The organism is Pseudomonas sp. FeS53a (assembly GCF_000931385.1).
In the GTDB taxonomy this organism is placed as follows: domain Bacteria; phylum Pseudomonadota; class Gammaproteobacteria; order Pseudomonadales; family Pseudomonadaceae; genus Metapseudomonas; species Metapseudomonas otitidis.
This window is the reverse complement of sequence record NZ_JYFT01000052.1, coordinates 77,824-101,649: the sequence shown is the minus strand read 5'-3', so window position 1 is coordinate 101,649 and position 23,826 is coordinate 77,824. Positions and strand designations below refer to the sequence as shown.

At 65.1% G+C, this 23,826-nt stretch carries 21 protein-coding genes; 2 read left to right on the top strand and 19 right to left on the bottom strand.

The genetic code is table 11. The features are described from left to right. Nucleotides 1–74: 74 nt before the first annotated feature. The 4 genes from SZ55_RS15255 to SZ55_RS15240 all read right to left on the bottom strand — a co-directional run bounded on the left by SZ55_RS15255 (nt 75) and on the right by SZ55_RS15240 (nt 5,187). Complete coding sequence (locus SZ55_RS15255) at nt 75–1,754, bottom strand: bifunctional protein-serine/threonine kinase/phosphatase (protein WP_044407661.1); 1,680 nt, start codon at nt 1,752–1,754, stop codon at nt 75–77. Next, nucleotides 1,751–2,959 (bottom strand): MFS transporter, encoded by a 1,209-nt coding sequence (locus tag SZ55_RS15250; protein ID WP_044407659.1) that lies wholly within the window; start codon nt 2,957–2,959, stop codon nt 1,751–1,753. Before SZ55_RS15250 ends, SZ55_RS15255 begins: the two co-directional genes overlap by 4 nt. 421 nt (nt 2,960–3,380) lie before the next feature. Continuing rightward, nucleotides 3,381–3,959 carry an ANTAR domain-containing response regulator gene (locus tag SZ55_RS15245; RefSeq protein ID WP_044407657.1) on the bottom strand — a complete coding sequence of 193 codons (579 nt, stop codon included), beginning with the start codon at nt 3,957–3,959 and terminating at the stop codon, nt 3,381–3,383. 16 nt (nt 3,960–3,975) lie between these two features. Further along, nucleotides 3,976–5,187 carry a CmpA/NrtA family ABC transporter substrate-binding protein gene (locus SZ55_RS15240; protein WP_044407655.1) on the bottom strand — a complete coding sequence of 404 codons (1,212 nt, stop codon included), beginning with the start codon at nt 5,185–5,187 and terminating at the stop codon, nt 3,976–3,978. Nucleotides 5,188–5,499: 312 nt separating this feature from the next. Here SZ55_RS15240 and SZ55_RS15235 point away from each other — a divergent pair, with 312 nt between their 5' ends. Continuing rightward, nucleotides 5,500–6,159, top strand: a complete 660-nt coding sequence (locus SZ55_RS15235; RefSeq protein ID WP_044407653.1) for a hypothetical protein — start codon at nt 5,500–5,502, stop codon at nt 6,157–6,159. Between the two features lie 382 nt (nt 6,160–6,541). Here the strand turns inward: SZ55_RS15235 and SZ55_RS27450 are convergent, their stop codons facing one another. The 15 genes from SZ55_RS27450 to SZ55_RS15175 all read right to left on the bottom strand — a co-directional run bounded on the left by SZ55_RS27450 (nt 6,542) and on the right by SZ55_RS15175 (nt 21,799). Continuing rightward, complete coding sequence (locus tag SZ55_RS27450) at nt 6,542–8,371, bottom strand: DUF3732 domain-containing protein (protein WP_082078242.1); 1,830 nt, start codon at nt 8,369–8,371, stop codon at nt 6,542–6,544. Continuing rightward, nucleotides 8,368–8,823 (bottom strand): hypothetical protein, encoded by a 456-nt coding sequence (locus SZ55_RS28060; RefSeq protein WP_152644492.1) that lies wholly within the window; start codon nt 8,821–8,823, stop codon nt 8,368–8,370. The genes SZ55_RS27450 and SZ55_RS28060 overlap by 4 nt, the downstream gene beginning before the upstream one ends. After that, a complete protein-coding gene (locus SZ55_RS28055; protein WP_152644491.1) occupies nt 8,820–9,947 on the bottom strand; it encodes a hypothetical protein in 1,128 nt (375 codons plus the stop codon). The genes SZ55_RS28060 and SZ55_RS28055 overlap by 4 nt, the downstream gene beginning before the upstream one ends. A gap of 755 nt (nt 9,948–10,702) precedes the next feature. Then, entirely contained in the window at nt 10,703–11,200 is a 498-nt protein-coding gene (locus tag SZ55_RS15230; protein ID WP_044407651.1) for a BRO-N domain-containing protein, read from the bottom strand. Nucleotides 11,201–11,476: 276 nt separating this feature from the next. Next, nucleotides 11,477–13,477, bottom strand: a complete 2,001-nt coding sequence (locus tag SZ55_RS15225) for a peptidase U32 family protein (protein ID WP_044407649.1) — start codon at nt 13,475–13,477, stop codon at nt 11,477–11,479. Between the two features lie 101 nt (nt 13,478–13,578). After that, complete coding sequence (locus SZ55_RS15220; protein WP_044407646.1) at nt 13,579–14,250, bottom strand: nitroreductase; 672 nt, start codon at nt 14,248–14,250, stop codon at nt 13,579–13,581. A gap of 99 nt (nt 14,251–14,349) precedes the next feature. Beyond that, a complete protein-coding gene (locus SZ55_RS15215) occupies nt 14,350–14,760 on the bottom strand; it encodes a GlcG/HbpS family heme-binding protein (RefSeq protein WP_044407643.1) in 411 nt (136 codons plus the stop codon). Then, on the bottom strand, nt 14,757–15,623 hold the full coding sequence (locus SZ55_RS15210) for an alpha/beta hydrolase (protein WP_044407642.1): 867 nt from the start codon (nt 15,621–15,623) through the stop codon (nt 14,757–14,759). Before SZ55_RS15210 ends, SZ55_RS15215 begins: the two co-directional genes overlap by 4 nt. Next, complete coding sequence (locus SZ55_RS15205; RefSeq protein WP_044407638.1) at nt 15,620–16,966, bottom strand: FAD-dependent oxidoreductase; 1,347 nt, start codon at nt 16,964–16,966, stop codon at nt 15,620–15,622. Before SZ55_RS15205 ends, SZ55_RS15210 begins: the two co-directional genes overlap by 4 nt. 17 nt (nt 16,967–16,983) lie before the next feature. Next, on the bottom strand, nt 16,984–17,817 hold the full coding sequence (locus tag SZ55_RS15200) for a tryptophan 2,3-dioxygenase (protein ID WP_044407632.1): 834 nt from the start codon (nt 17,815–17,817) through the stop codon (nt 16,984–16,986). Nucleotides 17,818–17,828: 11 nt separating this feature from the next. After that, complete coding sequence (locus tag SZ55_RS15195) at nt 17,829–18,122, bottom strand: MoaD/ThiS family protein (RefSeq protein WP_044407630.1); 294 nt, start codon at nt 18,120–18,122, stop codon at nt 17,829–17,831. Between the two features lie 30 nt (nt 18,123–18,152). Continuing rightward, the gene (locus SZ55_RS15190) at nt 18,153–18,560 is read right to left on the bottom strand and encodes a Mov34/MPN/PAD-1 family protein (RefSeq protein ID WP_044407628.1); all 408 of its coding nucleotides are present in this window, start codon (nt 18,558–18,560) and stop codon (nt 18,153–18,155) included. Between the two features lie 10 nt (nt 18,561–18,570). Continuing rightward, complete coding sequence (moeB, locus tag SZ55_RS15185; protein WP_044407625.1) at nt 18,571–19,770, bottom strand: molybdopterin-synthase adenylyltransferase MoeB; 1,200 nt, start codon at nt 19,768–19,770, stop codon at nt 18,571–18,573. A gap of 2 nt (nt 19,771–19,772) precedes the next feature. Continuing rightward, nucleotides 19,773–20,831 (bottom strand): aminotransferase class I/II-fold pyridoxal phosphate-dependent enzyme, encoded by a 1,059-nt coding sequence (locus SZ55_RS15180; RefSeq protein WP_052807612.1) that lies wholly within the window; start codon nt 20,829–20,831, stop codon nt 19,773–19,775. A gap of 32 nt (nt 20,832–20,863) precedes the next feature. Next, a complete protein-coding gene (locus SZ55_RS15175; RefSeq protein WP_044407622.1) occupies nt 20,864–21,799 on the bottom strand; it encodes a helix-turn-helix transcriptional regulator in 936 nt (311 codons plus the stop codon). A 299-nt stretch (nt 21,800–22,098) separates the two neighbouring features. Between SZ55_RS15175 and SZ55_RS15170 the strand changes: the two genes are divergently transcribed. After that, the gene (locus SZ55_RS15170) at nt 22,099–23,826 is read left to right on the top strand and encodes a CoA transferase (RefSeq protein ID WP_052807611.1); all 1,728 of its coding nucleotides are present in this window, start codon (nt 22,099–22,101) and stop codon (nt 23,824–23,826) included.

Sequence of the window (23,826 nt, the reverse complement as noted above, 5' to 3'; positions counted from 1 at the left end):
CGGAGCCCGCCCGGCGCGGCGTTGCGGCACCCGGCACGGTAAAAACGGGGTGGCGCGTGCGCCGTCCGGGGGCGTCATGCGCCGCCGTGGTGCGCCAGCAGGGCCAGCCCCAGCAGCAGGTTGCCGGCCAGGGCCAGCAGGGCGATGGCGCGCCAGGTGGCGGCCGGCGCCCGTTGCAGCAGGGGGCGCGGGCGGCTGTCGTCGCGGCGCTCGCCGCGCTCCAGTTCCAGCAACCAGTGCTCGGCGGTTTCGTGACGCTGGGTCGGGTCCAGGGCCAGGGCCTTGTCCAGCAGGGCATCGATCCACGGCGGGACGTCCGGCCGGTAGCGGCTGGCCGGCGTCGGCGGCCCCAGGCGCGGACGCTGGAAGGCCTCCACCTCGCCCTGTGGGAAGTGCTGGGTGAGCAGCCGGTACAGGGTGACGGCGGCGGCGTAGAGGTCCAGCCCCGGTGCGGGTGCTGCACCGGCGTAGGCTTCCGGCGGCAGGTAGCCGGGGGTGCCGGGCAGGCCTGCGTCCGGCTCGGCGGACAGGCCCGGGCAGTAGGCGAGGCCGAAGTCCAGCAGGCGCAGTTGGCCGTCCTCGCCTTGCAGCAGGTTCTCCGGCTTCACGTCGCGGTGCAGCACGTTGCGCCGGTGCAGGGTGCCCAGGGCCTGCAGCAGCTGGCTGGCCACCTGCAGCCAGGCGTCCAGGGGCAGCGGGCCGTCCTCGGCCAGGCGCCGGCCGAGGTCGCGCCCGGGGTATTCGCGCTGCACGTAATAGAGGTGCTGGCGCTGGGGCAGGGGGTGCACCTCGGCGAAATGGCGGCCGGCCACCCGGCGCAGGAACCATTCCTCCTGCAGCAGGGCTATGGCCGCCTCCGGTTCGTCGTGGCGCTCGTGGGGCAGGGTCTTCAGCAGCCAGTCCTGGCCAGCGGCATCGCGCACGCGGTACAGCAACGACTGGCGCGAGGCGGCCACCTGGCCCTGCACCCACCAGCCTTCGAACCGTTGGCCGGGGCGCAGCTCGGGGGGCAGGGGGCGGTCGTCCACCTCGGCCATGGCATCGGCCAGGGCCCGTTCTGGTAACTGCTGGACCTGTACCAGCAGGGCGCTGGCGTTGTCCTGGCTGCCGGCCAGGTGGGCGGCGCTGACCAGCGCGCGGGCGGCGGCTTCGGGGTCGGCTTCGTCCTGCAGCAGGTGGCGGATGCCGTCGTCGCCGAGGCTGGCCCAGACGCCGTCGCTGACCAGCAGGAAGGCGTCGCCCTCGTGCAGGTGGCCGTCGCGGTAGTCCACCACCAGGTGCTGATCCAGGCCAAGGGCGCGCTTGAGCACATGCTGCATACCGGGCTGGTCCCATACGTGGTCCTCGGTGAGGCGCTGCAGGCGGCCTGCGTGCCAGCGGTAGGCGCGGCAGTCGCCGACGTGGGCGAGGGTGAAGCGGCGCCCGCGCAGCACCAGGGCGGTGAGGGTGGTGAGCAGCGGCTGGCCGCCGCCGTTGGCGCGCAGCCAGCGGTTGTGGGCCAGCAGCAGGCGGTCCAGGGCCTGGGCCACGGCCCAGGTTTCCGGCGTGGCGTAGTAGTCCAGGGCCAGCGCCTGCAGGGTGGCGCGGGCCGCCAGGCCACCGTCGGCGCACTGGCTGACGCCGTCGGCGAGGGCGAACAGGCTGCCCTTGCTGGCCGCCAGGGGCGCGGCGGGGGTGACCACCCGCAGCGCGTCCTGGTTGTCCCGCCGGGGGCCGGTGGCGCTGGCCTGGCCGACCCGCAGGCGCAGGCTCATACCCGCGCTGCGGTGAGGGCGGCGCTGCCCCAGGTGGTGCGCCAGCGCAGCTTGACGCCGTACAGCCCGACCCAGGCCAGCAGGCCGAGGCTGGCGAACAGCCACAGGCCCAGCTGGTAGTCACCGGTGTGCTGCTTGATGGCGCCGAGCCCGGCGGTGAGGCAGAAGCCGCCGATGCCGCCGGCCATGCCGATCAGCCCGGTCATGACGCCGATCTCCTTGTGGAAGCGTTGCGGCACCAACTGGAACACCGCGCCGTTGCCGGCGCCGAGGCTGAGCATGGCGATGACGAACAGCGCCAGGGCGGCGAAGACGCTGCCGAGGTTGAAGCCCACGGCGGCGATGCAAAGCGAGGCGAGGGTGTAGACCACCAGCAGGGTGCGAATGCCGCCGATGCGGTCGGCGAAGGCGCCGCCGATGGGGCGCATCAGGCTGCCAGCGAACACGCAGGCGGCGGTGTAGTAACCGGCGGTGACCGGCTCCAGGCCGTACTGGTCGTGGAAGTAGCCGGGCAGGGTGCTGGCCAGGCCGAGGAAGCCGCCGAAGGTGACGCTGTAGAAGAACATGAACCACCAGCTGTCACGGTCACCCAGGGCCTTGAGGTAGTCGCCGAGCGCCTTGGGTGCCGGGCGGTTGGGAGCGTTGCGCGCGGCGATGGCGAAGATCGCCAGGGTCAGCACCAGCGGCACAAGCGCCAGGCCGAACACGTTGTTCCAGCCGTACAGGGCGGCCAGCCCTGGGGCGAACAGCGCTGCCAGCACGGTGCCGGAGTTGCCGGCCCCGGCGATGCCCAGGGCCTTGCCCTGGTGCTGTGGCGGGTACCACTGGGAGGCCAGCGGCAAGGCAACGGCGAACGAGGCCCCGGCGAAGCCGAGGAACAGCCCCAGCAGCAGCGCCTGCTCGTAGCTGTGGATGCCCAGCTGCCAGGCGCCGAACAGCGCGCCGATGACGATGACCTGGCCCAGCAGGCCGGCACTGCGCGGCGAGGTGCGGTCGGCCAGCAGGCCCATCAGGAAGCGCAGCACGGCGCCGGCCAGGATCGGTGTGGCGACCATCAGGGCGCGCTGCTGGGTGGTCAGCCCCAGGTCGGTGGCGATCTGCACCCCCAAGGGACCGAGCACGTACCAGACCATGAAACTCAGATCGAAATAGAGAAAGGCGGCGAACAGGGTCGGGGTGTGGCCCGCTTTCCAGAAACTCGTCATCGAACGAACTCCTCATCTGCATCAGTGGGGAACCGGACGGACCACCCCCGGCAGTGCACGGCGGTTGCGTCCCTCCGGCACATGCGCGCCGGACCGGGTCGGGCGCGCCCGGCCGGTCATGGCCGGGGCTGGATCGGGTGATGTCACACGCGCGGGCGGACTGCGCCGCGCTGCCCCTGCGCCGGGGCTGGAACGCAAAAGGCGCCGCGATCCCGCAGCCGCTGGGCTGGGGAAACGCGACGCCTTTGTCGTTCGGTGGGCAACCGCCGTTGGCTACCTGGGGGAGGCTCAGCAAGAGCCGGGCCAAGTGCGGGGGAGGGCTGGCAGGGCTGGCGATACGCCGGTTGGCAGGCTGCCGGGGGGATTCATGCCGCTGGGACGATGCCCCGAGCAGGGGCACGCGGCCCCGGCCTGCCCGGCTTCAGTGCCCGAGCATCTCGTGCATGGCGATGATCTGCTCGGCCACCTGGATGAGCTTCTGCTGCCGGCTCATGGCCTGGCGGCGCATGAGGGTGTAGGCCTCCTCTTCGCCGCATTGCTTCATCTTCATCAGCAGGCCCTTGGCCAGCTCCACCCGCTTGCGCTCGGCCAGTTGCTGCTCACGGGCGTTCAGCTGGGCGCGCAGGGCCTGGTCGCTCTCGAAGCGGACGATGGCGACGTCGAGGATCGGCGCCAGGCGCTGGGCCTGGATGCCCTCCACCACGTAGGCGCTGACGCCGGCCTGGATGGCCTGGCGCATGATGGCCGGGTCGTGTTCGTCGGTGAACATGACGATGGGGCGCGGGCGGTCGCGGCTGACCAGCACCACCTGCTCCATCACGTCGCGGCCGGGGGATTCGGTGTCGATCAGCACCACGTCGGGGCGCACCGCCTCGACCCGGCGCGGCAGGTCGATGTCCAGCCCGGACTCGTCCACCACCTCGAAACCGGCCTCGCTCAGGGCGGCCTTGAGCCGGCCCATCTTCTTCGGGGTGTCGTTGATCAGCAGGATGCGCAGCATGGCGGCCGTCCCTGGGTCAGAGCAGCGGGGCGGTCGCATCGGCGAGCGCGTGCACGGGGAAACGGCGGGCGTAGCCGGCCGGGTCGTCGCCGGTCCAGGCGACGCCATCCATCAGCACCGCACTGCGCATCGGCGCCGGCACGGCGATGCCGAGGGCCTCGGCGGCGTCGCGGTACAGCGCCAGGCATTGCACCTGGCGGGCGATGGCCAGGTAGTCCGGGTCGTCCCGCAGCAGCCCCCAGCGGCGGAACTGGGTGAGGAACCACAGGCCGTCGGAGAGGTAGGGGCAGGTGGCGCGGCCCTCGTCGAAGAAGCGCAGGGGATGGGCGTCTTCCCAGTGGTGGCCGAGGCCGTCGTGGTAGTGGCCGAGAAAGCGCGGCTCGATCACCTCCAGCGGCGCGCCGACGTAGGCCTCGGCGCTGATCAACTGGGCGGTGCTGCGGCGGTTCTCGGGGTTCTGTTCGATGAAGCGGCTGGCGTCCAGCACCGCCATCACCAGGGCGCGGGCGCAGTTGGGGTACTGCTCGACGAAGGCCCGGGTGGCGCCCAGCACCTTCTCGGGGTGGTCCGGCCAGATGGACTGGCTGGTGGCCAGGGTGAAGCCCTGGCCACGCTCCACCGCCAGCGCGCCCCAGGGCCCGCCGGCGCAGAAGCCGTCGATGCGCCCGGCCTGCAAGTGCGCAACCATCTGCGACGGCGGCACCACCTGGGTGTCGACATCGCGCAGCGGGTGGATGCCATGAGCCGCGAGCCAGTAGGCCAGCCACATGGCGTGGGTGCCGGTGGGGAAGGTGTGGGCGAAGGTGAGCCGTGCGCCGTGCTGGTGCACATGGCGCACCAGTGCCTCGGCGTGGGTCACGCCCGCCTGGCGCAACGGCTCGGACAGGTTGATGCCCTGGCCGTTCTGGCTCAGGGCCATGAGCACCGCCATGGGCGTGGCCGGGCTGCCGATGCCCAGGTGGCTGCCGTAGACCTGCCCGTAGAGCGCCTGGGCGGCATCCAGCCGGCCGCTGGTGAGCCCATCGCGCAGCCCCGCCCAGGATGCCTGCCGATGCAGGTTGAGGGTGAGGCCGTAGGGCTGGGCGAAGCCCTGGGTGGCCGCGACGATCAGCGAGGCCGAATCGGTGAGCGGCATGAAGCCGATGTCCAGCGCGCTCTTCTCGGGCGCGTCACTGCCGGCGACCCAGGCCAGGGCATCGCGGCGGGTGGTCGGGCGGGCGTGATCCATGGTGTCCCTGTCCTCGAAATGAAAAGGCGCCGCCCGACCGTTCGCACAGTGCGATGGCCGTTGGCGGCGCCGTTGCCGTCGGGCCCCGACGGTGGGGCCTGGAGGGGGGATAGCAAGGGGTGTGCCAGGGGTGTTGGGGGTTGAAGCCGAACAGCGCCCGATCCCGACGCCACAGAGCGCCCGCTGTCCCTCGGCTCGCCCTAGTGCCGCTGTGCCAGTTGACGCTCACTCGCGCCCGTCGCTAGATTCCGGCCCTCTTCGCCGCAGGGCCTGTCGCCCCGCAGCGCTCACCGTGGCAAGGAACGGCCCGTCATGCACAAGATCACCCCCTTACTGCTCACCAGCGCCCTGGCATTCATCTGCCTGCCCAGCCACGCCGAGTACATCGAGCCCTTCAGCTGCAGGAACGGCTACTTCCCCTCCGAGGGCAAGTTCACCAAGCTCTACACCGTCGTGGGCAAGCACCAGACGCACTTCTTCAAGGACACCGAGGGCTGCCCTGAATCGGAGGGGTGCATGCAGAAGGCCTACGTCATCGAGGGCGATGAGGTGCTGGTCAACAAGATCGAAGGCGACTGGGCCTGTGCCTGGTACCAGGGCAAGAAGCGCGAAACCGTGGGCTGGATCGTGCTGGAGAACCTCGCACCAGCAGCCGATCCCGCGCCCCAGCCCACCGACTGGCTGGGCACCTGGAAGACCCCGGCAAGCTCCATCACCATCGAGCAGCAAGAGCAGGGCAATGGTCTGCACGTGACCGGTGATGCCATCTGGGGCACCGGCGCCAGCGCCCACGTCGGGGAGATCGACGGCACCCTCAAGCCAGAAGGCCGCTACGCGATGACCAAGGAAGGTGACGACAAGTACGACTGCGCTGTGGAGTTCAGCCGGGTCGGCCGCTTCCTGATCGTGGATGACAACAACAATTGCGGCGGCATGAATGTGAGTTTTGATGGGGTTTACGTCAGGGAGTAGTGGGACAAGGTGAGTGCACCGGTTCAGCGGGGGCAGGCGCCGTTTCACGTCCTGCCCGCGCTCTGATTGGCCGCTCGCACCCTGCGAGAACACCACGATCGGATCGGAGCGACTCCATAGCCCGAACACTGGAGGGGTGTACGAGACGTAGGGGCGACTTCAGTCGCCAAGGGATGCGCAGCATCCCCCGGTGGCGTCCGATGGCAGGCTTGCAGCCTGCTTGGCGACTGAAGTCGCCCCTACAGGGTGTGCTCTTAAGCGTGAGGTGTTCAGTCGAGCCTTCCTCTCTACTTCGCCCTTCATCCCAACGACTTTTAAAACGCATCTTTTTCGGCTGTTGAAAAGAGGTCGGCTGAGCTAGCAAGTGCTATCAAATAAGATCTTAGTCAAGAATTAGTCCGTAATCTCCACGTAGCTCTTTGTCTACCAAGTGGAATCTATCTAGCTTTAGTTTCTTCCAATGCGACTCTTCGATGTGCTCTAGAAGTACTATTTGGAATCCACCTTCTTGATCCATTTTTTTTACAAACTCATTCATCTCAATCAAAGCTGCGTCAAGACTGACAACATCATCGCTCGGTTTTCCTTCAGTGGAGTAATAAGGCGTACTTGGCTGATCAAGAATCATAAAAGATGGCATCCATGAAACTTTGTGCCTCTTTGCAACTTCATGTATAGAGAGGAAGTAAGCCAGGTGCAGATAAAGATAGTTGGATGCACTGCCTATGTCAGGCATTTTCTCGGTAAACGATAGGTCTTCCGAAAACAAGTGTATTAGCTTTTCCCTTTCGCTGAATCTAGCGGTAAATTTATCATATCCTTTTAGTTTTAATCTTTTGAGTTTTTCATTGATAAATTCATTGAGTTTTTGTTCGGCCAGTTCGACTTTTAAATTATCTTCTTCGATTGCGCTTCTGAGTTGCTCGGTTTTAGTGTTGTATTCTTCTGGGTCAAAATTGAAGGTATGGTTGTCCGCGCCGCTGAATAGCTGAATCTTGGTATCTAGGCGGCCAATATATTTATAGTATTCTTTTGATGTTGATCGAGCTTTTTGGTTTTTTTGAATCGCGGCTAGATCTTTCTCAAGTCTTGAAATCTCTGCGGTGTTCTCAGAAATTAATTCGGTGACTTCAGCAAGAAATGGAGCTTGCTTTTTGTTTCTCAATGATGAGCGCAGGCGAGATAGCTCCCTTTGGAGATGATGAATAAGGCTATTTGCCATTTCGGATGGAAAGACCAAATTCGGGTTTTCATTTAAAAATTCAATTGGGCGAAGAGCATCTTCTGATTGCTTTGTTGAGGTTAAAAATTCAGATCTTCTATCGGCAAATGCCTCGTATTTTTTGTTTTTTGCACGAAGCAATAGCAATTTCTTTTCTATTTCATCAATTTCATTTTTTTCCCGAGGCGGTATCTCTGAATCAATTACGACCTCTTTAAGCTGCTGCAGAAGTATATCTGTATCCAGTGGGACACTATCTAAAATTCCTAGCGCCGCTGCTTCTTGACCAAGACTTTGAAGTTCATCGGAAAACGCAAGTTTGTTTTTTTCGAATATCTCTTTTTTGCGCTCAAAGGCTAAGCGCTGCTGCTCTAGTTCGAGCAATTTTGTTTTTGCTGTAGATGTCTTGACGTTTTCGACACCAAGTGCCATTCGAAAGGTTCTTTCAATTGACTCTTGATAGCGCCCGTCAGCTGGCCTGATATACAAATATTCTGGTGCAATTATAGCGTTCTGGTCTTGATAGCTATGAGGCAGAAAGCTGCGAAAAGAAACCTTTGAGCCAGTGCGTATGTGTCTTCCTCCATACGGGATCTTTAATTCAGAATCGATGCCGAAAGCATCATTTAAAATCTTCTTAAGGTTCTCTATTTTGATGTTAAAGGATGGTATTTCAGGGATTTCGTCAGATTCTGACAAGTACGCCTGAGTCGTCTCGTTGCTCTCTCCCGATGGGCGGGCAATCAAAAATTTGCGCCCATGTATATTAATTTTCAATCCATACCAAGTTATTTTTGAGTCGATATTTGCCTTGGATATGCCCTTGGTCTCACTAGCTAGCAGGCAATAATCAATAATATAAAGGATTGATGATTTTCCTTTGCCCGAGTCACCTGTTATGACATTGACGTGATTCTCCAAGAGCTCAAGATTTCTTAGAGTTCCATTTTTTTGCCAGAGGAGAATGTTATTAATCTGTATGCCGCTCATAGCACTATCCTGAAATTTTGATAAAGTTCTTCGGCGCTTTCTTGTAATATTTTTGCGAGACATGGAGCTGCGGTAAAGATCTCACTACCTAACAGCCCAATAGATCTGGAAGAAGTTGAGGTAAAGATCTCAGTGCGCAGAGATAGCGAGTCTGCGCTTAACTCAGTGATGCCCATTTCGCACGCTAATAGGATTGTATTTATTGATGTAATTGACATGTCAAGATAATGGGCATTCACAGATGAAAAATCTTTTGGAAAAGAAAGTGCTAAGTCGCGACTTCCTAAGTGAACAACTTTTTTGCTTTTAAGAATGCTCCTGACTCTTTTGTTGTATAGCAGCGGCAAAATCAATAAGATCTTGGTCAGTTCTAGTTGCCGATTTGGAAGGCATGCCAGCGTAGCTTGTATAGCTAGCGCACCAAGTATTTCATTGGTTATAAGTGGGTTCATTTAGAATATAGCTCCTTCCAGTTCGCCTTCCACCCTATAGAAGGAATATCGGAAAGTGCGATGAATTTGCCCTTGCTAAATCCGTCGGGAAGAGAAATGTTATTTAGCTTTAGTTCTTTTCTCAAAGTGGAGTCATAGCACATTTGCGCGGCAATTAATGGCTGGTATGTCTCTTCGTTAAGTTCGCTATGCGCTCTGCGATGGATATTGTTCCAAGCAAATTCACATTGCATTGCAAGGCGGGTATCATCTTTGTGAGTGAAATCCCCTTCTTTTTTTAGCTCTTGAATTAATTCCGTCGTTGCAAGCATCTCAATCCCATGCTCAATGACGTCTTCATTAGGGAGACCGATATCTTTCAATTGATTGCTAAAGGTACTGTCTAGAAATGAAAAATTGCCCAATTGCCTAAAGTGATAATATTTATCATAGAATCGATCATAATCTATTTCATTGCTTCGCGAGGATCGCAATATTCGATCAAACCCCATTCGGATTCTAAAATCCTCATACGTTATTATTGTTTTTTTGCCACTTATGATGCTTGTGATTTTATATTCTTTATAAGCTCCTAGAACAAATTTTCGTGTGTCATCTAGCTTGCTCTCTGGTATGGCTAAGTACAAAAGCTTATTGTTTATTTGCTGAGTTGCGGAGTTCGTGTCGGTATGGAATTGGAACCGCTCCAGAATAAATTCCACGTCCTCTTTCTTTGCTGTTGCTAGTGCTTCCACGTATTTAAGTATTGGATTTGCTGGGTCTTTTTTGTCTTTCAGTGATTCTTTATTTTTTATATCTTTAAAAATATTGCCGATTGCAATTATTATGTTTTCTTTATTGGTTTTTGCGGAGGTAAGCAACGCTATCAAGTTTTGGTTATTGAGGGTTTTATTTGAGTAAATTTTAAATTTTATATTTTTCCCTTGGGGTAGTTCGGGTAGTGATTTCAGCCAGTTATATAGCGTCTTCCAGAGATCGATATCCCGCTCTGTTATATTGCCGCCTAACAGGCTATGTTTTACTTGGATGAGACACAGGTCGTTGCTGATATTTTCGGTGTGAATGTCGTCAAATACTTCAAGTCCAATTGTTTCTTCGGGTTTTAACTCCAGCAAATAGTTCACGAGTACGAGGTCTTGGTACTCAAATCCTAAAGAACTTTTGTCTGCCGCGGTTTGTTCTAAGTGCCCCATAGATATCTACCTTGATCTATAACTCAAGAATTTCTAGTGCTTGCATATTTTTAAGGCGGTCTATCAGCGAGAGTTTGGCAGTAAAGCCAATGTTTGAATCTTTCACTCTCTCTCTATATATAAATCTGGTTTTTTGTGCGATGCTCATTCAGCTTTCTGTCGTACTAAATCGGCGTCAGATCTTCGCCACATAGTTCCTAAACTAGGTAGTGAAGTGTCTAGAATTTTTCCATCTTCAATGCACGAGACACACCACCTTTCGAGTGAATTGGTGGTAGCTCTTTCACTCTACAGAACACAAATAGTTTACGGGCTTTAATGGGAAGGGGCGGCCGGTTTCCCAGCACTTAATCAGCGTCTGAACCGACTCCTTCCAAGTCGCATCGCAGTTCTGGCTTGCGCGTATAGGATCGGAGAGCGGGCGTTGAGCGAGTTTGGTCATTTCCTATGCGACTTCCCTGTGCATGAACTGGCTAGATTACGAGATGAATTTGTTTTTGTTCAGTCGAAGAATAATCTCCTATTGACCAAATGCCATTACTGTTTATGCATACAGTGGAAATGTACCTTTACTAGGTCACATCTCTCCCTGCTAGCTAACTCCCTGCCATGGGGCTGCTTCTGGTCGAGAACTGCCAATCTTAAAAACGCCGCACTCCCATGCGGCGTTTTTTCATTTCTGCACCTTAGAAAAACCGCTTCCAACTCGGCCCATCCCCCAACAGCGGGTCGTCATGCACCGCCATGAAACGCGGCAGGTCCTGCCGGGCGATCCAGGTTTCGCTTTGCCAGTGCAGTGCGGCGATGCGCTGGTTGGCCCAGGTCATGAGGATGCGTCGCGGGCTGGCCTGTGGGTCGCGGTGGTAGTCGTGGAGGGTGGGGATCACTTCGTCGCTGAGCCATTGGCTGAGGGCGCAATGCTCGGGGTGGCCGAAGCGGTAGAGGGCGCGATAGAGGCCGGCTTCGCTGACCAGTTCCACTTCTTCACAGCGCCCTGTGCTGTAGCGCAGAAAGGCGAAGCGGAATTGGTGGGGGTAGAGGCGTTTGGTCAGGCGGTAGGGCCGGGTGGCGGCGATCATCAGGGCGAAGTCGAGGGCGACGAACCAGGGGCGGTTGTCGATCATGACGGCGCGCAGTTGGTGACAGTGGCGTTGGAAGGTGATGGGGGTAAATGCGTCATGCATGGCGAAGTTCCAATTAAGGTCCATTTGCTTACCGTCAGTTAGGCCAGCCGAGCCGATTACGGCTTTTCGGGTTTGGCTGAAGGCAACTCGCCTACTAATTCGGGCTGTCAACCCCGGCCACGGGATTGACCGTGACCGGCGCAGGATAGGGAGGGGCAGGTGCGAGGGCAAGAGGTTCGGGCGATGGCGTTCGCGGCGTAGCCCGGACTTCAGTCCGGGAGYGGGTTCCCTGGGCTGAAGCCCAGGCTACGGGGGCCTGGGCGTTTGGAGGGGCGGTCAGTGCGGGGCGCGGCGGATGGTCTTGAGCAGGTCGTCGGGGCTGATCTGGCCGACCACCTGGGACGCGGCGCTGCCGGGCTGGGGCAGGTCGAGGATGTGGCCCTTCATCTTGCCGATGACGTGCATTTCGCAGGGTTTGCAGTCGAACTTCAGGGTCAGCACTTCATCGCCGTGCACCAGCTGCATCGGCGCGACCTTGGTGCGTACGCCGGTGACGCCCTTGGCCTGCTTGGGGCAGAGGTTGAAGGAGAAGCGCAAGCAGTGCTTGGTGATCATCACCGGCACTTCGCCCGCTTCCTCGTGGGCTTCGTAGGCGGCGTCGATCAGTTGCACGCCGTGGCGGTGGTAGAAGTCCCGCGCCTTCTGGTTGTAGACGTTGTAAAGGAACGACAGGTGCGCCTCGGGGTACACCGGCGGCGGGTTGGTTTCGGCCTTGCGACCGCCACGGGGGTGGGCGGCGACGCGGGCTTCGGTGAGCTTTTCGATGGCTTCGCGGCGCAGGGCCTTGAGCTGGGAGTTGGGGATGAAGAAGGCCTGGGGCGCGTCCAGTTCCACGGCGTCGGCGTGGTACATCGTGGTGCCCAGTTGGCCGAGCAGGTCGTGCAGTTGCTCCAGGGCCTGCTCGGGCTTGTTGGCGGCGCCGAAGGGGCCGTCCAGGGCGACGCTGGCGCTGACGCCTTCCTCGCTGGTGGCGGTCAGTTCCAGGCGTTCTTCACGCAGCTTGGCGACCCAGGAGAGGCCGACGCGGCGCTCGGAGGAGGTCTTCTGCAGGGCCTGTTGCCAGTTGTGGTCGAGGTTGCGCGAGAGCGGGTGGTTGGGGCGCAGGCGGAACAGGCCCTCGGGCATTTCGTTGGGCTCGACGCGGTAGCGGTAGCGCTTCTCGCCGTCCTCCTCGAACTCGCCCTTGGGCTCGGCGATGTTGGCGCGGAAGCCCACCACTTCACGCTTGACCAGCACGTTGAGGCCGTCGCCGTTGGACAGGGGTTCCTGGGTTACCACCAGCAGGTCGCGCTTGTTGACCTTTTCCACATGGCCCACCAGCAGGCCGGTGAAGGTGGGGGAGTCGAAGGCGCCGATGTCGATCTTGCGGTCGGTGACGAAGTAGTCGGTGCTGCCACGGTGGAAGGTCTTGTCCGGGTCGGGCACGAAGAAGTGATCGGTACGGCCGCTGGAGGCGCGGGCCAGGTCCGGGCGGTTTTCGAGGATGCCGTCCAGGCGCTGGCGGTAGTAGGCGGTGATGTTCTTCACGTAGCCCATGTCCTTGTAGCGCCCTTCGATCTTGAAGGAGCGCACGCCGGCATCCACCAGGGCACTGAGGTTGGCGCTCTGGTTGTTGTCCTTCATGGACAGCAGGTGCTTCTCGAAGGCGACGACGCGGCCCTGGTCATCCTTCAGGGTGTAGGGCAGGCGGCAGGCCTGGGAGCAGTCGCCCCGGTTGGCGCTGCGGCCGGTCTGGGCGTGGGAGATGTTGCATTGGCCGGAGAAGGCCACGCACAGCGCGCCATGGATGAAGAACTCGATGGCGGCGTCGGTCTCGTCGGCGATGGCGCGGATCTGCTGCAGGTTCAGCTCGCGGGCCAACACCAGCTGGGAGAAGCCGGCCTGGTCGAGGAACTTGGCCCGCTCCAGGGTGCGGATGTCGGTCTGGGTGCTGGCGTGCAGCTCGATCGGCGGGATGTCCAGGTCCATCACGCCCATGTCCTGGACGATCAGCGCGTCGACGCCGGCGTCGTACAGCTGGTGGATCAGCGCGCGTGCCGGCTCCAGCTCGTCGTCGTGGAGGATGGTGTTGATGGTGACGAACACGCGGGCGTGGAAGCGGTGGGCGAACTCCACCAGCTGGGCGATATCGGCCACCTCGTTGCAGGCGTTGTGCCGCGCGCCGAAGCTCGGCCCGCCGATGTAGACGGCGTCGGCGCCATGCAGGATGGCCTCGCGGGCGATGTGCACGTCACGGGCGGGGCTGAGCAGTTCGAGGTGGTGCTTGGGCAAGGACATGGTGTTTTTTCTTTATCAGGCGACACGGGCAAGGCGCGCATTGTAGCGGCAGCCCGTGGCGCCGGCACCCGTCCCGACGAGCGCGCCTGCCGTTGCCCGCCTCAGAAGCCCTGGAAGCGGGCGAAGGCCTCCACCGGGGCGCGCTCGGAGCGCAGCTGGTTGACCGGCGCCTGCGGGTCGGCGTGGCCCAGGGCCATGCCGCAGTAGAGCACCTGGTCTTCGGCCAGGGCGAAGTGCCGGTGCAGGCTCTGGCGCACCATGCCCCAGGCCTCCTGCATGCAGGTGGAGAGGCCGCGCTCCTGGGCCACCAGGGCGAGGGACTGCATGAACATGCCCAGGTGCGCCCACTGGCCGTGGCCCATGCTGCGGTCGATGACGAAGAGCAGCCCCACCGGCGCGCCGAAGAACTGGAAATTGCGCGCCAGGGCCCGCAGCCGGCCGGCCTTGTCCTCGCGGGGGACGCCCAGCAGGGCGTAGAGCGCTTCGCCCACCTGGTAGCGGCGGGTGCGGTAGGGCTCGCCGAGGGCGGCCGGGTAGATGGGGAATTCGTCGGCTTCGCCGGCCGGGTTGCGCAGCAGGGTCTCGGTGGCCAGGCGCTCGACGGCGGCCTTCTCGGCCCCGGCCACGACGATCACCTGCCAGGGCTGGAGGTTGCCGCCGGAGGGCGACCAGCGCGCGGCATCGAGCAGGGCGTGGACGGTGGCGGCGTCCACCGGCTGGTCAGTGAAGGCGCGTATGGAGGTGCGTTGCTGGAGCAGTTCGGCGACGGACATGGAAACCTCGGCAGCAGGGCGGACCGCGCCAGTGAAGCCGCCCCGGGCGTTCGCCGCAAGCAGCAGAACCGCCAGGGACGAGGGCGCGGCTGCCGGAGCTCAATCCCTGTTCAGGGCGTCGATCCCGGCCTGCGCTACCTGGGTGTCCTGGGCGGAGGTGACGCCCGAGACGGCGATGGCGCCGACCACGGTGTCGCCGATGCGGATCGGCAGGCCGCCTTCCAGCAGGCCGGTCATCGGGGTGGCGAGGAAGGACAGCCGGCCCTGGCCGAGGATCAGTTCCTCGTAGAACTGCGTCGGCCGCCGGGTCAGCGCGGCGGTGCGGGCCTTGGCGGTGGCCATCTCCACGCTCATGGGGCTGGCGTCCTCCAGGCGTTGCAGGTGCAGTAGATGGCCGCCGTCGTCGACGATGGCCACGGTCACCGCCCATTGTTGCTGGCGGGCGAAGGCGCGGGTGGCCTGGGCCATGGCCTGGACGTCCGGGTCGCTGAGGCAGGGGCGCTGGTTCATCGCATGGGCTCCGGGGTGAGGCTGGCGAGGCAGCGGCCGAGGGGGCTGGCCGGCTCGCTGAGGTCGAAGAGGATGTCGAAGTGGTCGCGCCCCGCGCAGGGCTGCACTGCGGTGACCGGCAGGTAGCGGGCCAGGTGGCGGGCCATGGCGTGGCTCTGCTGCTGGAAGGCGTCGGTTTCCCGCTCGCCCCAGGCCAGGGCCACCGGGACTTCGCAGCTGGGCACCCGGCGCAGGGGGCTGAGGGCGGCGGTACACGCCACTGTGAGCTGCAGCGGCTGGTCGATGTAGGTGCCGATCAGCGGCGCCAGTTCATAGATGCCGCTGACCAGCAGGGCTGCCTGGAACGGCGGCGGCCCCTCCCAGGGGTGGCTGAGCATCATCGCCACCAGGTGCGCCCCGGCGGAACTGCCCGCGAGGACCAGGTGCGGTACGCGCCCCTGTGCCAGCAGGGCCGCCCGCAGGTGGAGCAGGGCGCTGGCGACCTGCTCGACGATCTGTTCCAGGCGCGCCTCGGGGGCCAGGCGATAGCCGACCGCCGCCAGGTCGTAGCCCAGGGCGTGCAGCCCGGGTGCGGGGAACAGCGAGTCCTCGGCGCTCAGCTCCTGCCAGTAGCCGCCGTGCACGTACACCAGGGTGGCCCTGGCCGCTTGGGGCGCGGGCAGCAGCAGGACCTTCTCCCGGGGCGAGGGGCCGTAGGGCAGCACCTCGGCCGGGCCGCAGAGGGCCTCGGCGGTGCGGCTGTCACGGTGGTAGCGCTGCAGCGTCTCGGCGAAGCCGGGCGCCAGGCTGCTCGGCGAGTAGGCCCGCTCGCGCTGCTCAAGGGGCAGGTGCAGGCCGAAGGGGTCGTCATGCAGGGCCGTCATGCCGCGCCCTCCAGGGGGTGCAGCGGGTCGAGGCGGTCGAGCAACTGGCGCTCGGCCTTGGCCAGGTCGATCTGCTCGAAGCGCTCGCAACCCTGCACGGCCTCCCGCAGCAGGCGGGCCTGCACCTCGCCCCGGGCGAAGGCCGTGGCGTAGGGCAGGCAGCTGAAGGTGACCATGCTGTAGCGCGGCACGAAGCGCCCCGGGTGGCGGGCCTCCAGCCACGCGGCCAGTTGGCGCTCCAGCTGGTAGTCCGCTGCGCGCACCCGTTCGCGCATTTCCACGTAGTTCTCCAGGGCCATGGCCTGGATTGCGCCGGCATTGGGCCGGCGCTCCTCGGCGTAGGCCTGCAGGGCCGCCTCCAGGGGTTGCGGCCGGGCCAGGTGGCGGGCCAGGGCCAGCACATCCTCCAGCCCGCAGTTCATGCCCTGGCCGTGGAACGGCACCATCGGGTGAGCCGCATCGCCCACCAGTACGGCGCAGCCCTGGGCGTGCCAGCGCTCCAGCCAGAGGGTGCCGAGCTGGCCGATGGGGTTGTGCTCGAAGTCCGCCTCCAGGTCCGGCAGTTCGGCGGAGAGGTCGCTGTAGTGGGTGTCGAACCAGCGTCGCGCGGTGGGGCCGTCCGGCAGTTGGGCGAAGCAGTCGGCGCTGCCGTCGTCGTGGGGCAGGAACAGCGTGGTGGTGAAGCTGCCGTCGATGTTCGGCAGGGCGATGCTCATGTGCCCGCCTCGGGGCCAGATGTGCAGGGCATCGGCCAGCAGGCGCCCGGAGGCAGGGATGTTCAGCTCCTTGTAGCCGTGGGGCTGGCGCTCGCGGCGTTCGCCCAGGGGGCCGCCTTCGGCCATGGCCCGGCGCACGCCGGAGTCGGCACCGTCGGCGCCCACCAGCAGGTCGAAGGGCCAGCGCTGGCCACCGGCGATGACCTCGCGGCGCGCCCAGTCGATACCCGCCAGCGGGGTGTCGAAGTGCAGCCGGGCGCCGGCTGCCTGTGCCGCGTCCAGCAGCAGCCGGTTGAAGCGGCCGCGCTGGATCGACCAGATGGCGTCCCCGGCTCGGCTGCTGTAGGCGTGGAATTGCTCCGGCACGCCCGGCACATGCACCCGCCGGCCGTGCATGGCCACGGCGCCGGCCAGCACGGCAGCGTCCAGGCCGGCCTGGCGCAGGGCCTGCAGGCCGCGCTCGGCCAGGGCGAGGTTGATCGACTTGCCGGCCTGGGCGGTGTGCAGGCGCGGGTCGGGGCGTTGTTCGAGCACGGTGACCTGCCAGCCCTGGCGCTGCAGCAGGCACGCCAGCAGCGGGCCGGTGAGCCCGCCGCCGACGATCAGGGCGGTGCGATGTTCTGCCATCGGGAAATCTCCTGGGTTCAGAGGACGGTGCGCAGGTTCCACAGTTCCGGGAACAGCAGCGTGTCGAGGGTCTTGCGCAGGTAGTCGGCGCCGCTGCTTCCGCCGGTGCCCTGGCGACGGCCGATGACCCGCTCGACCATGCCGATGTGACGGAAGCGCCAGTGCCTGACGTTGTCCTCCAGCGCCACCAGTTGCTCGGCCAGCTCGTAGAGGTCGCGGTGGGCGTCGGGAGCGCGGTAGACGGTGAGCCAGGCGGCCTCCACCGAGGCGTCGTAGCGGGTGGGCTCGTCGACGGCGGCCTGCAGGCGCGCGGGGTCGATGGCCAGGCCGCGCGCGGCCAGCAGGCGCACCACCTCGTCATAGAGCGAGGGCGCCAGCAGCCGGGCCTGCAGGGCGCGCAGCGCTGCCGGGTCCTCGGCGTGGTCTTCCAGGTGGCGGGCGCACTTGTTGCCGAGGAGGAATTCGATCTCGCGAAACTGCACCGACTGGTGGCCGGAGGCGCTGCCCAGGGCCGGGCGCATGGCCAGGAAGTCGTTGGGGGTGAGGGTGGCGAGCACGCTCCAGGCGTGGATCAGGTGCTCCATGATCCGCTGCACGCGGGTCAGTGCCTTGAAGGTGCGGGGCAGGTCCTGGCGGCCCACGTGGTGGGTGGCGAGGGTCAGCTCGTGGAGCATCAGCTTCATCCACAGTTCGGCGGTCTGGTGCTGGATGATGAACAGCAGTTCGTCCGGCACCTCCGAGCGTGGCACCTGGCTGTGCAGGATGTGCTGCAGGCTCAGGTAGTCGCCGTAGCGGCCGTCGCCGGTACGGGTCGCCAGGGCATTCCTGGCGCCGGAATAGGGGCATCCCATGGTCGCCGCTCCTATGCCGGGTTCCGGCAGTCCTGGCCCCCGGCGACGGCGGGCAGGATGGTGATCTCGTCGCCGGGGGCGACACGGGCCTCCAGGCCGCCGTGGAAGCGCACGTCCTGGTCGTTGACGTACAGGTTCATGAAGCGCACCAGGGTGCGGCCCTTCAGCAGGCGCTGCTCCAGGCCCGGCCAGCGGCGCTCCAGGTCGTCGATGACTTCACCCAGGCTGTCGCCCTGGGCGCTGACCTGGGCTGCGCCGGCCGTCAGGTCGCGCAGGGTGGTGGGGATGTGGATGGTGATGGACATGGCGGTTCCTCGTGGTCGGGGGCATGGGGTTCAGTCGAAGGCCAGCGGCTGCTCCAGGATTCGGCCGTCCTCGATGCGGAAGCAGCGCATCGACAGGTCGAAGCGGGGATCGGTGCTGACGATGAGGTGGAACACCTCGGGAAAGGCGGCGGCGTACTCCACATCGGTGTCGCTGGGGTAGGGCCGGGATGCGGTGTGGGAGTGGTAGAGCACCAGGGGCACTTCGCCCCGGCCGTTCATCTCGCGCCACACACGCAGTTGCTGCAGGGGCTCGAAGCTGAAGAAGTCCTCGGCCTGGGCAGCGTTGTGCATCGGCACCAGGCGCAGGCTGCCGGGCTCGCCGGGCACGGCGGCGATCAGCCCGCAGCATTCCAGCGGGTGCTCGGTGCGGGCCTGGTGGGCGATGGCATCGCGCAGGGCGGCGGGCAGGGTGAGCATCGGGCCGTCCTCAGTAGCGGGGCTGGTCGGGGGCCACGTCGCGCACCCAGGCGAGCACGCCGCCCTGCAGGTTGCGCACGTTGTGGTAGCCGGCGGCGAGCATGGCCTCGACTACCTCGCGGGAGCGGCTGCCGCCCTTGCAGTAGATCACGTAGGGCTGCTCGCGGTCGGCCAGCGGCCCCTGGCCGAGGCTGGCCAGGGCGCGGGCCTTGGGCAGCAGTTCGGCGCCTTCGATACGCACGATGTCCCACTCGTTGGGCTCGCGCACGTCGATCAGCCGGAGCGGCTGCCCGCTGCCGAGCAGGGCGTGCAGCTCCTGCGGGGTGATTACCGGCACGGGGGCGGCCGGCGCCGAGGGCTGGCCCAGGCCGCACAGCTGCGGGTAGTCCTGCAACGCGGTGATGGGCTGGCGCTGCGGATCGCGCTGCAGGGGCAGGTAGCGGTTACGCATGCGCAGGGCGTCGTAGACCATCAGCGTGCCCAGCAGGGATTCGCCGATCCCGGTCAGCAGCTTGATCGCCTCGGTGCCCATCACCGAGGCCACGGCGGCGCAGAGCACGCCGAGCACGCCGCCCTCCGAGCAGGACGGCGCCAGCTCCGGCGGGGGCGGCTCGGGGTAGAGGTCGCGGTAGTTCAGGCCGCCGCCGGGGGCGTTTTCCCAGAACACGCTGGCCTGGCCTTCGAAGCGGTAGATGGAGCCCCAGACGTAGGGCTTGCCGGCCAGGACGCAGGCGTCGTTGACCAGGTAGCGGGTGGCGAAGTTGTCGGCGCCGTCGATGATCAGGTCGTAGCCCCGGAACAGCGCCACGGCGTTGTCGTTGTCCAGGCGCAGGTCGTGCAGGTTCACCTGCACGTGCGGGTTGAGCGCGGCGATGGTGCGCTTGGCGCTCTCGGTCTTCAGCTCGCCGAGGGTGTCCATGCGGTGGATCACCTGGCGCTGCAGGTTGGAGGCGTCCACCCGGTCGAAGTCGACGATGCCCAGGGTGCCGACACCGGCCGCTGCCAGGTACAGCAGGGTCGGTGAGCCCAGGCCGCCGGCACCGATCACCAGCACGCGGGCGTTCTTCAGGCGCTGCTGGCCGGTCAGGCCGAACTCCGGCAGCAGGATGTGGCGGCTGTAGCGGGCGCGCTCCTCGGCGCTGAGGGTGGCCTGGTCGCTGACCAGGGGGCCGAGGGTGCGGGGCAGGGGAGTCGGGGTAAAGGCAGTCATGTTCAGCTCCGGGGCAGGTCGAGGGCCTGGCTCAGGGCGTGCCGGAGCCGGGTCATTTCATCGGGGGTGCCGAGGGTCACGCGCAGCCGCTGTTCCAGGCCGGGCCAGGGGCGGCCGACGCGGATGCCGCCTGCGGCCAGGGTGGCGATCACCTCTGCGGCCGGGCGCTGGCAGTCGATCAGCACGCAGTTGCTCCGGGACGGGCTGTAGCGCAGGCCCTGGTGGTCCAGCCAGGCGCAGAAGGCCTCGCGCTGGGCCGTGTTGGCGGCCTTGCGCCGGGCGCATTCGGCCTCGTCGTGCAGGCAGGCCAGCGCGGCGGCAACGGCCGGCACCGGCACGTCGTGGGCCGGCTGGGTGTGCATGCGGTCCAGCACGGCGGGCTGGGCGATGGCATAGCCCAGGCGCAGCCCGGCGAGGCCGTGGATCTTGGAGAAGGTGCGGGTGACCACCAGGCCGGGGTGGGCGCTGACTGCCGGGATCATCGAAGGCTCGTCGCTGAACTCCAGGTAGGCCTCGTCGATCAGCACCACCGGCGGGTGGGGCAGGGCGCCGGCCTGTTCCACCAGAGCCAGCAGCGCTGCGTGGGAGGTGACGGTGCCGGTGGGGTTGTTGGGGTTGGCGATGTAGATCAGCCCGCCCTCGCTGGCGGCGAGCATGGCCTGCACGTCGTGCCCGCCGTCCGCCAGCAGGGGCACCCGGCACACCGCCCGGCCATGCAGGCGTGCGGCCTGCTCGGGCACCGGGTAGCCCGGCGCGGCCACCACCAGCGGCGCATCGGCCCGGGTGAAGGCCAAGGTGGCGTAGTGCAGGGCGCGGTTGGAGCCGGGGTACAGCGAGACCCACTCCAGTGGCACGCCATGGCGCTGGGCAAGGGCCTGGCGCAGCGCCTCCACCCGCTCGAACTGGTAGCGCGAGGACAGGCCGATGGCCTCGCTGGCCGCCTGCCGCGCAGCCGGCGGTACGCCGTAGGGGGATTCGTTGAGGTTGAGGCAGAGGGGCGTTTGCAAGGCGCAGGCGTCCCCTTCGCCCGCCGCGTGGCGGGCGCTGGATAGGTGGTTCATGTCAGGTTCCCGGGTTGGGCGTTCGTGGGTGGCTAGCGGCCGCTGCGTACCGACTTCGGGGTGTAGCCGAAGAACTTGAGGAAGGCGGCGCTGAAGTTGTTCGGGTGCTGGTAGCCCACCTGGTAGGCCGTCTCCGAGACCCGGTAGCCGGCGGCGAGCAGCTCCTGTGCGCGCTGCATGCGCATCTCCAGCAGGTGGTGGGCGGGGCTGGTGCCGTAGGCGTGGCGGAAGCATTCCTTGAGCTTGTATTCGCTGATGCCCAGCGCGGCGCAGAGGCAGGCGTTGTTCAGCGGCTGGCCGAGGTTGGCACGCATATAGGCCTCGATCCGCTCCATCACGTCCAGGTCACGGCCGCTGATGCGCTCGGCCTGGGGCGTGGCGGGGGCCAGCAGGTTGAGCTGCTCGGCCAGCAGGCTCAGGGCATGGATGCGCTGGCGCAGGCCGTCGTGCTCGCCGACCCGGGGGTTCTTGAAGAAGCGCAGGTGTTCGCTGCTGCAGCTGCCGTTGTAGGCGATCTGCCGGAAGCTCTCGTTGTGGCGCAGGGCCTTGCCCAGCAGGCGGCCGCAGCGCTCGGGGCCGATGTAGCGCGTCAGGGTCGACTCCGACACCACCAGGCGCAGTTGCTGGATGGGCTCGTTGGCGGCGTAGCGACGCTCGCCGGTGCCGGCCTGGAACACCGAGACCGTGGTGTGGTTCGCCGCGAAGGGCAGGGCATTGCCGACCCGGTCGAGAAACTCGGACTGGCCGGACAGCCCGAAGGTGATGACCAAGGTGCGGTCGTTGCCATCGTGCTCGCAGACCTCCCGCAGGATGCGGCCCGAGGAGACCCGCGAGCGCACCAGGGAGAACCCGGCCTCGCAGTCCAGCCGCTCGATCAGCGCCTGGCCCTGGGCCGATGCCGTCTGGTGGCGTGTCCATTCCTTGAGTTGCTGGGCGCTGGCCAGCTTGGGTTGTGCCAAACCGTTCATAGCAAATCACTCCTCATCACTCGCCCGGTGTGCCTGTGCGGGGCTCCATCCGGGCGCAGTGATCACCGTCCTTGACTGGGTTCGCCGACGCATCAGAGCACAGGCGAAGTGGGTAAAAAACCGCCTCGCCGGAACTGCATATGAAAATCGCCGGAGTGCATATGTAATGCGAATGATTAGCATTAATCAAGGAAGTATGATCCTCCCATCGACCTGCAACGGATTGCCGCAGGCCCTGGAGATAGAGGGGTTCGGCGCTCCGGGTGCAGGAAGCGCGAACAGGAACGAAGGAGTTGTTCATGTCGATACGGCCCCTGGAAGGCGTGACCCTGCGGCTGGCCGAAGCACCGACCGGGCTGCAGGCCACCCGCGAGGCGCTGGCCCTGCGCATGGGCTTGCTGGGCGCACGGGTGTGCGCGGCAGCAGGTGTGCAAGGCCTGGATGGCCAACTGACGGCCTGGCTGGAGGATGCCGCCGGCGCGCGGGTCACCTTATATGTGCGTGGCTGGCCCTGCGGGGTGCAGCCGGTGAGCGAGGCGCTGGCCCAGGCGGCCTGCGGGCTGGTGGGCTGGCATGGGCGCAGCGCCGGTGGGCTGTTCACCCTGGGGGTGGACTACCTTGCGGTGCTGACGGCCTCCCTGGCGTCCACCGCTGCCGTGGCCGCCCTGCTCGGGCAGCGTCGGGGCAGCGGCAGCCATGAGGTGCACATCAGCCTGGGCGGCGCCGGCCTGCTGGCGATGGCCCAGTACCTGGCGATGGACGATGCCGGGCAGGTGCTGCCGGTGCCGGGTGGCGCCGATTGGCAGCACCCGCCCTTCACCAGTGGCGAGGGCCTGCGCTTCGAGCTGGAAGCCCTCGACCCGGAGGCCTGGCGCCGCTTCTGGGAAGGCCTGGGGGTGTCCCTGGCGGACATCGCCGCCGGCTGGCCGCCGTTCATGCAGCGCTACACCACCGCCACGGCGTGGTTGCCGCCCTCGCTGTTCCGCGCCTGTGCGCGCTATCGCCTGGCCGACCTGAACTGCCTGGCCCGGGATGCCGGGGTCAACCTCTGCACCCTGCGCCTGGCGCCTCGGGAAGACTGCGCCCAAGGCCCCTGGGCCTTTGACCCGCCCGTATCGGCCGCTGTCCTGGCGCGCGCGCCCTCCAGCGCGGCCCAGCCCCTGGCCGGCCTGGCGGGGCTGGAGGCCTGCCGGCTGATCCAGGGGCCGCTGGCGGGGCACTTGCTGCGTGAGCTGGGCATGCAGGTCATGCGCATCGAGCCGCCGGGCGGTGATCCGATGCGCGGCATGGCGCCTTTGGTGGGCGGCCTGTCCGTGCACTTCCAGGCCATCAACCGGGGCAAGCCCTGGGTCGAGCTGGACGTGCGCAGCGAAGCCGGGCAGGCCCGGCTGGGGCAGTTGCTGGAGGGCTGCGATGCCTTCCTGCACAACTGGGCGCCCGGACGCGCCGAGCGCCTGGGGCTGACCGGCGAGGCGCTGCGCCGCCATGCCCCGGGCCTGGTGTACGGCTCGGCCTCCGGCTGCGGGCGCCACCCTGGAGCGGACGACCCCCTGGGCACCGATTTCATGATCCAGGCCCACAGCGGCCTGGCCGCCCGCATCCAGCAGCACGACCGGCCGGCCGGCGCGCTGCTCACCCTGGTGGACGTGCTGGGCGGCGCTGCCCTGGCCGAGGGCCTGGTTGCCGCGCTCTACCAGCGCCACGTCCACGGCCTGGCCGGCGGCCTCGATTCCAGCATGAGCGGCGCCGCCGGCCTGCTGCTGGAGGCCGCCACTGCCGACGCGGGGCAGGTACTGGCCTGCACCGACGGCCACCTGATGCTCGACGGTGCCGACCCCTCCGAGGTGGCGAGCCTTGGGCACCTGGCCAGTGGCGAAGCCCTGGCCCACCTGGCGGCGCGGGGCATTCCCGCCAGCCGCATCTCCCGCTGCGCCGCCGATGTCGGCGCCCACCCCTGGTTGGGCTGTGCCCTGGGCCGTGACGAATACGGCCTGCGTACCGCCAGCCCCTGGATCATCAACGCTTGA

Bases quoted from the DNA above. Each gene is read 5' to 3' on its own strand.
- SZ55_RS15175 (WP_044407622.1), bottom strand. From the start codon at position 21,799: ATGAACGGTTTGGCACAACCCAAGCTGGCCAGCGCCCAGCAACTCAAG.
- SZ55_RS28060 (WP_152644492.1), bottom strand. From the start codon at position 8,823: ATGAACCCACTTATAACCAATGAAATACTTGGTGCGCTAGCTATACAA.
- SZ55_RS15240 (WP_044407655.1), bottom strand. From the start codon at position 5,187: ATGGATCACGCCCGCCCGACCACCCGCCGCGATGCCCTGGCCTGGGTC.
- SZ55_RS15195 (WP_044407630.1), bottom strand. From the start codon at position 18,122: ATGTCCATCACCATCCACATCCCCACCACCCTGCGCGACCTGACGGCC.
- SZ55_RS15205 (WP_044407638.1), bottom strand. From the start codon at position 16,966: ATGGCAGAACATCGCACCGCCCTGATCGTCGGCGGCGGGCTCACCGGC.
- SZ55_RS15170 (WP_052807611.1), top strand. From the start codon at position 22,099: ATGTCGATACGGCCCCTGGAAGGCGTGACCCTGCGGCTGGCCGAAGCA.
- SZ55_RS15180 (WP_052807612.1), bottom strand. From the start codon at position 20,831: ATGAACCACCTATCCAGCGCCCGCCACGCGGCGGGCGAAGGGGACGCC.
- SZ55_RS15255 (WP_044407661.1), bottom strand. From the start codon at position 1,754: ATGAGCCTGCGCCTGCGGGTCGGCCAGGCCAGCGCCACCGGCCCCCGG.
- SZ55_RS15220 (WP_044407646.1), bottom strand. From the start codon at position 14,250: ATGTCCGTCGCCGAACTGCTCCAGCAACGCACCTCCATACGCGCCTTC.
- SZ55_RS15245 (WP_044407657.1), bottom strand. From the start codon at position 3,959: ATGCTGCGCATCCTGCTGATCAACGACACCCCGAAGAAGATGGGCCGG.
- SZ55_RS15235 (WP_044407653.1), top strand. From the start codon at position 5,500: ATGCACAAGATCACCCCCTTACTGCTCACCAGCGCCCTGGCATTCATC.
- SZ55_RS27450 (WP_082078242.1), bottom strand. From the start codon at position 8,371: ATGAGCGGCATACAGATTAATAACATTCTCCTCTGGCAAAAAAATGGA.
- SZ55_RS15215 (WP_044407643.1), bottom strand. From the start codon at position 14,760: ATGAACCAGCGCCCCTGCCTCAGCGACCCGGACGTCCAGGCCATGGCC.
- SZ55_RS15250 (WP_044407659.1), bottom strand. From the start codon at position 2,959: ATGACGAGTTTCTGGAAAGCGGGCCACACCCCGACCCTGTTCGCCGCC.
- SZ55_RS15225 (WP_044407649.1), bottom strand. From the start codon at position 13,477: ATGTCCTTGCCCAAGCACCACCTCGAACTGCTCAGCCCCGCCCGTGAC.
- SZ55_RS15230 (WP_044407651.1), bottom strand. From the start codon at position 11,200: ATGCATGACGCATTTACCCCCATCACCTTCCAACGCCACTGTCACCAA.
- SZ55_RS15200 (WP_044407632.1), bottom strand. From the start codon at position 17,817: ATGGGATGCCCCTATTCCGGCGCCAGGAATGCCCTGGCGACCCGTACC.
- moeB (WP_044407625.1), bottom strand. From the start codon at position 19,770: ATGACTGCCTTTACCCCGACTCCCCTGCCCCGCACCCTCGGCCCCCTG.
- SZ55_RS15190 (WP_044407628.1), bottom strand. From the start codon at position 18,560: ATGCTCACCCTGCCCGCCGCCCTGCGCGATGCCATCGCCCACCAGGCC.
- SZ55_RS15210 (WP_044407642.1), bottom strand. From the start codon at position 15,623: ATGACGGCCCTGCATGACGACCCCTTCGGCCTGCACCTGCCCCTTGAG.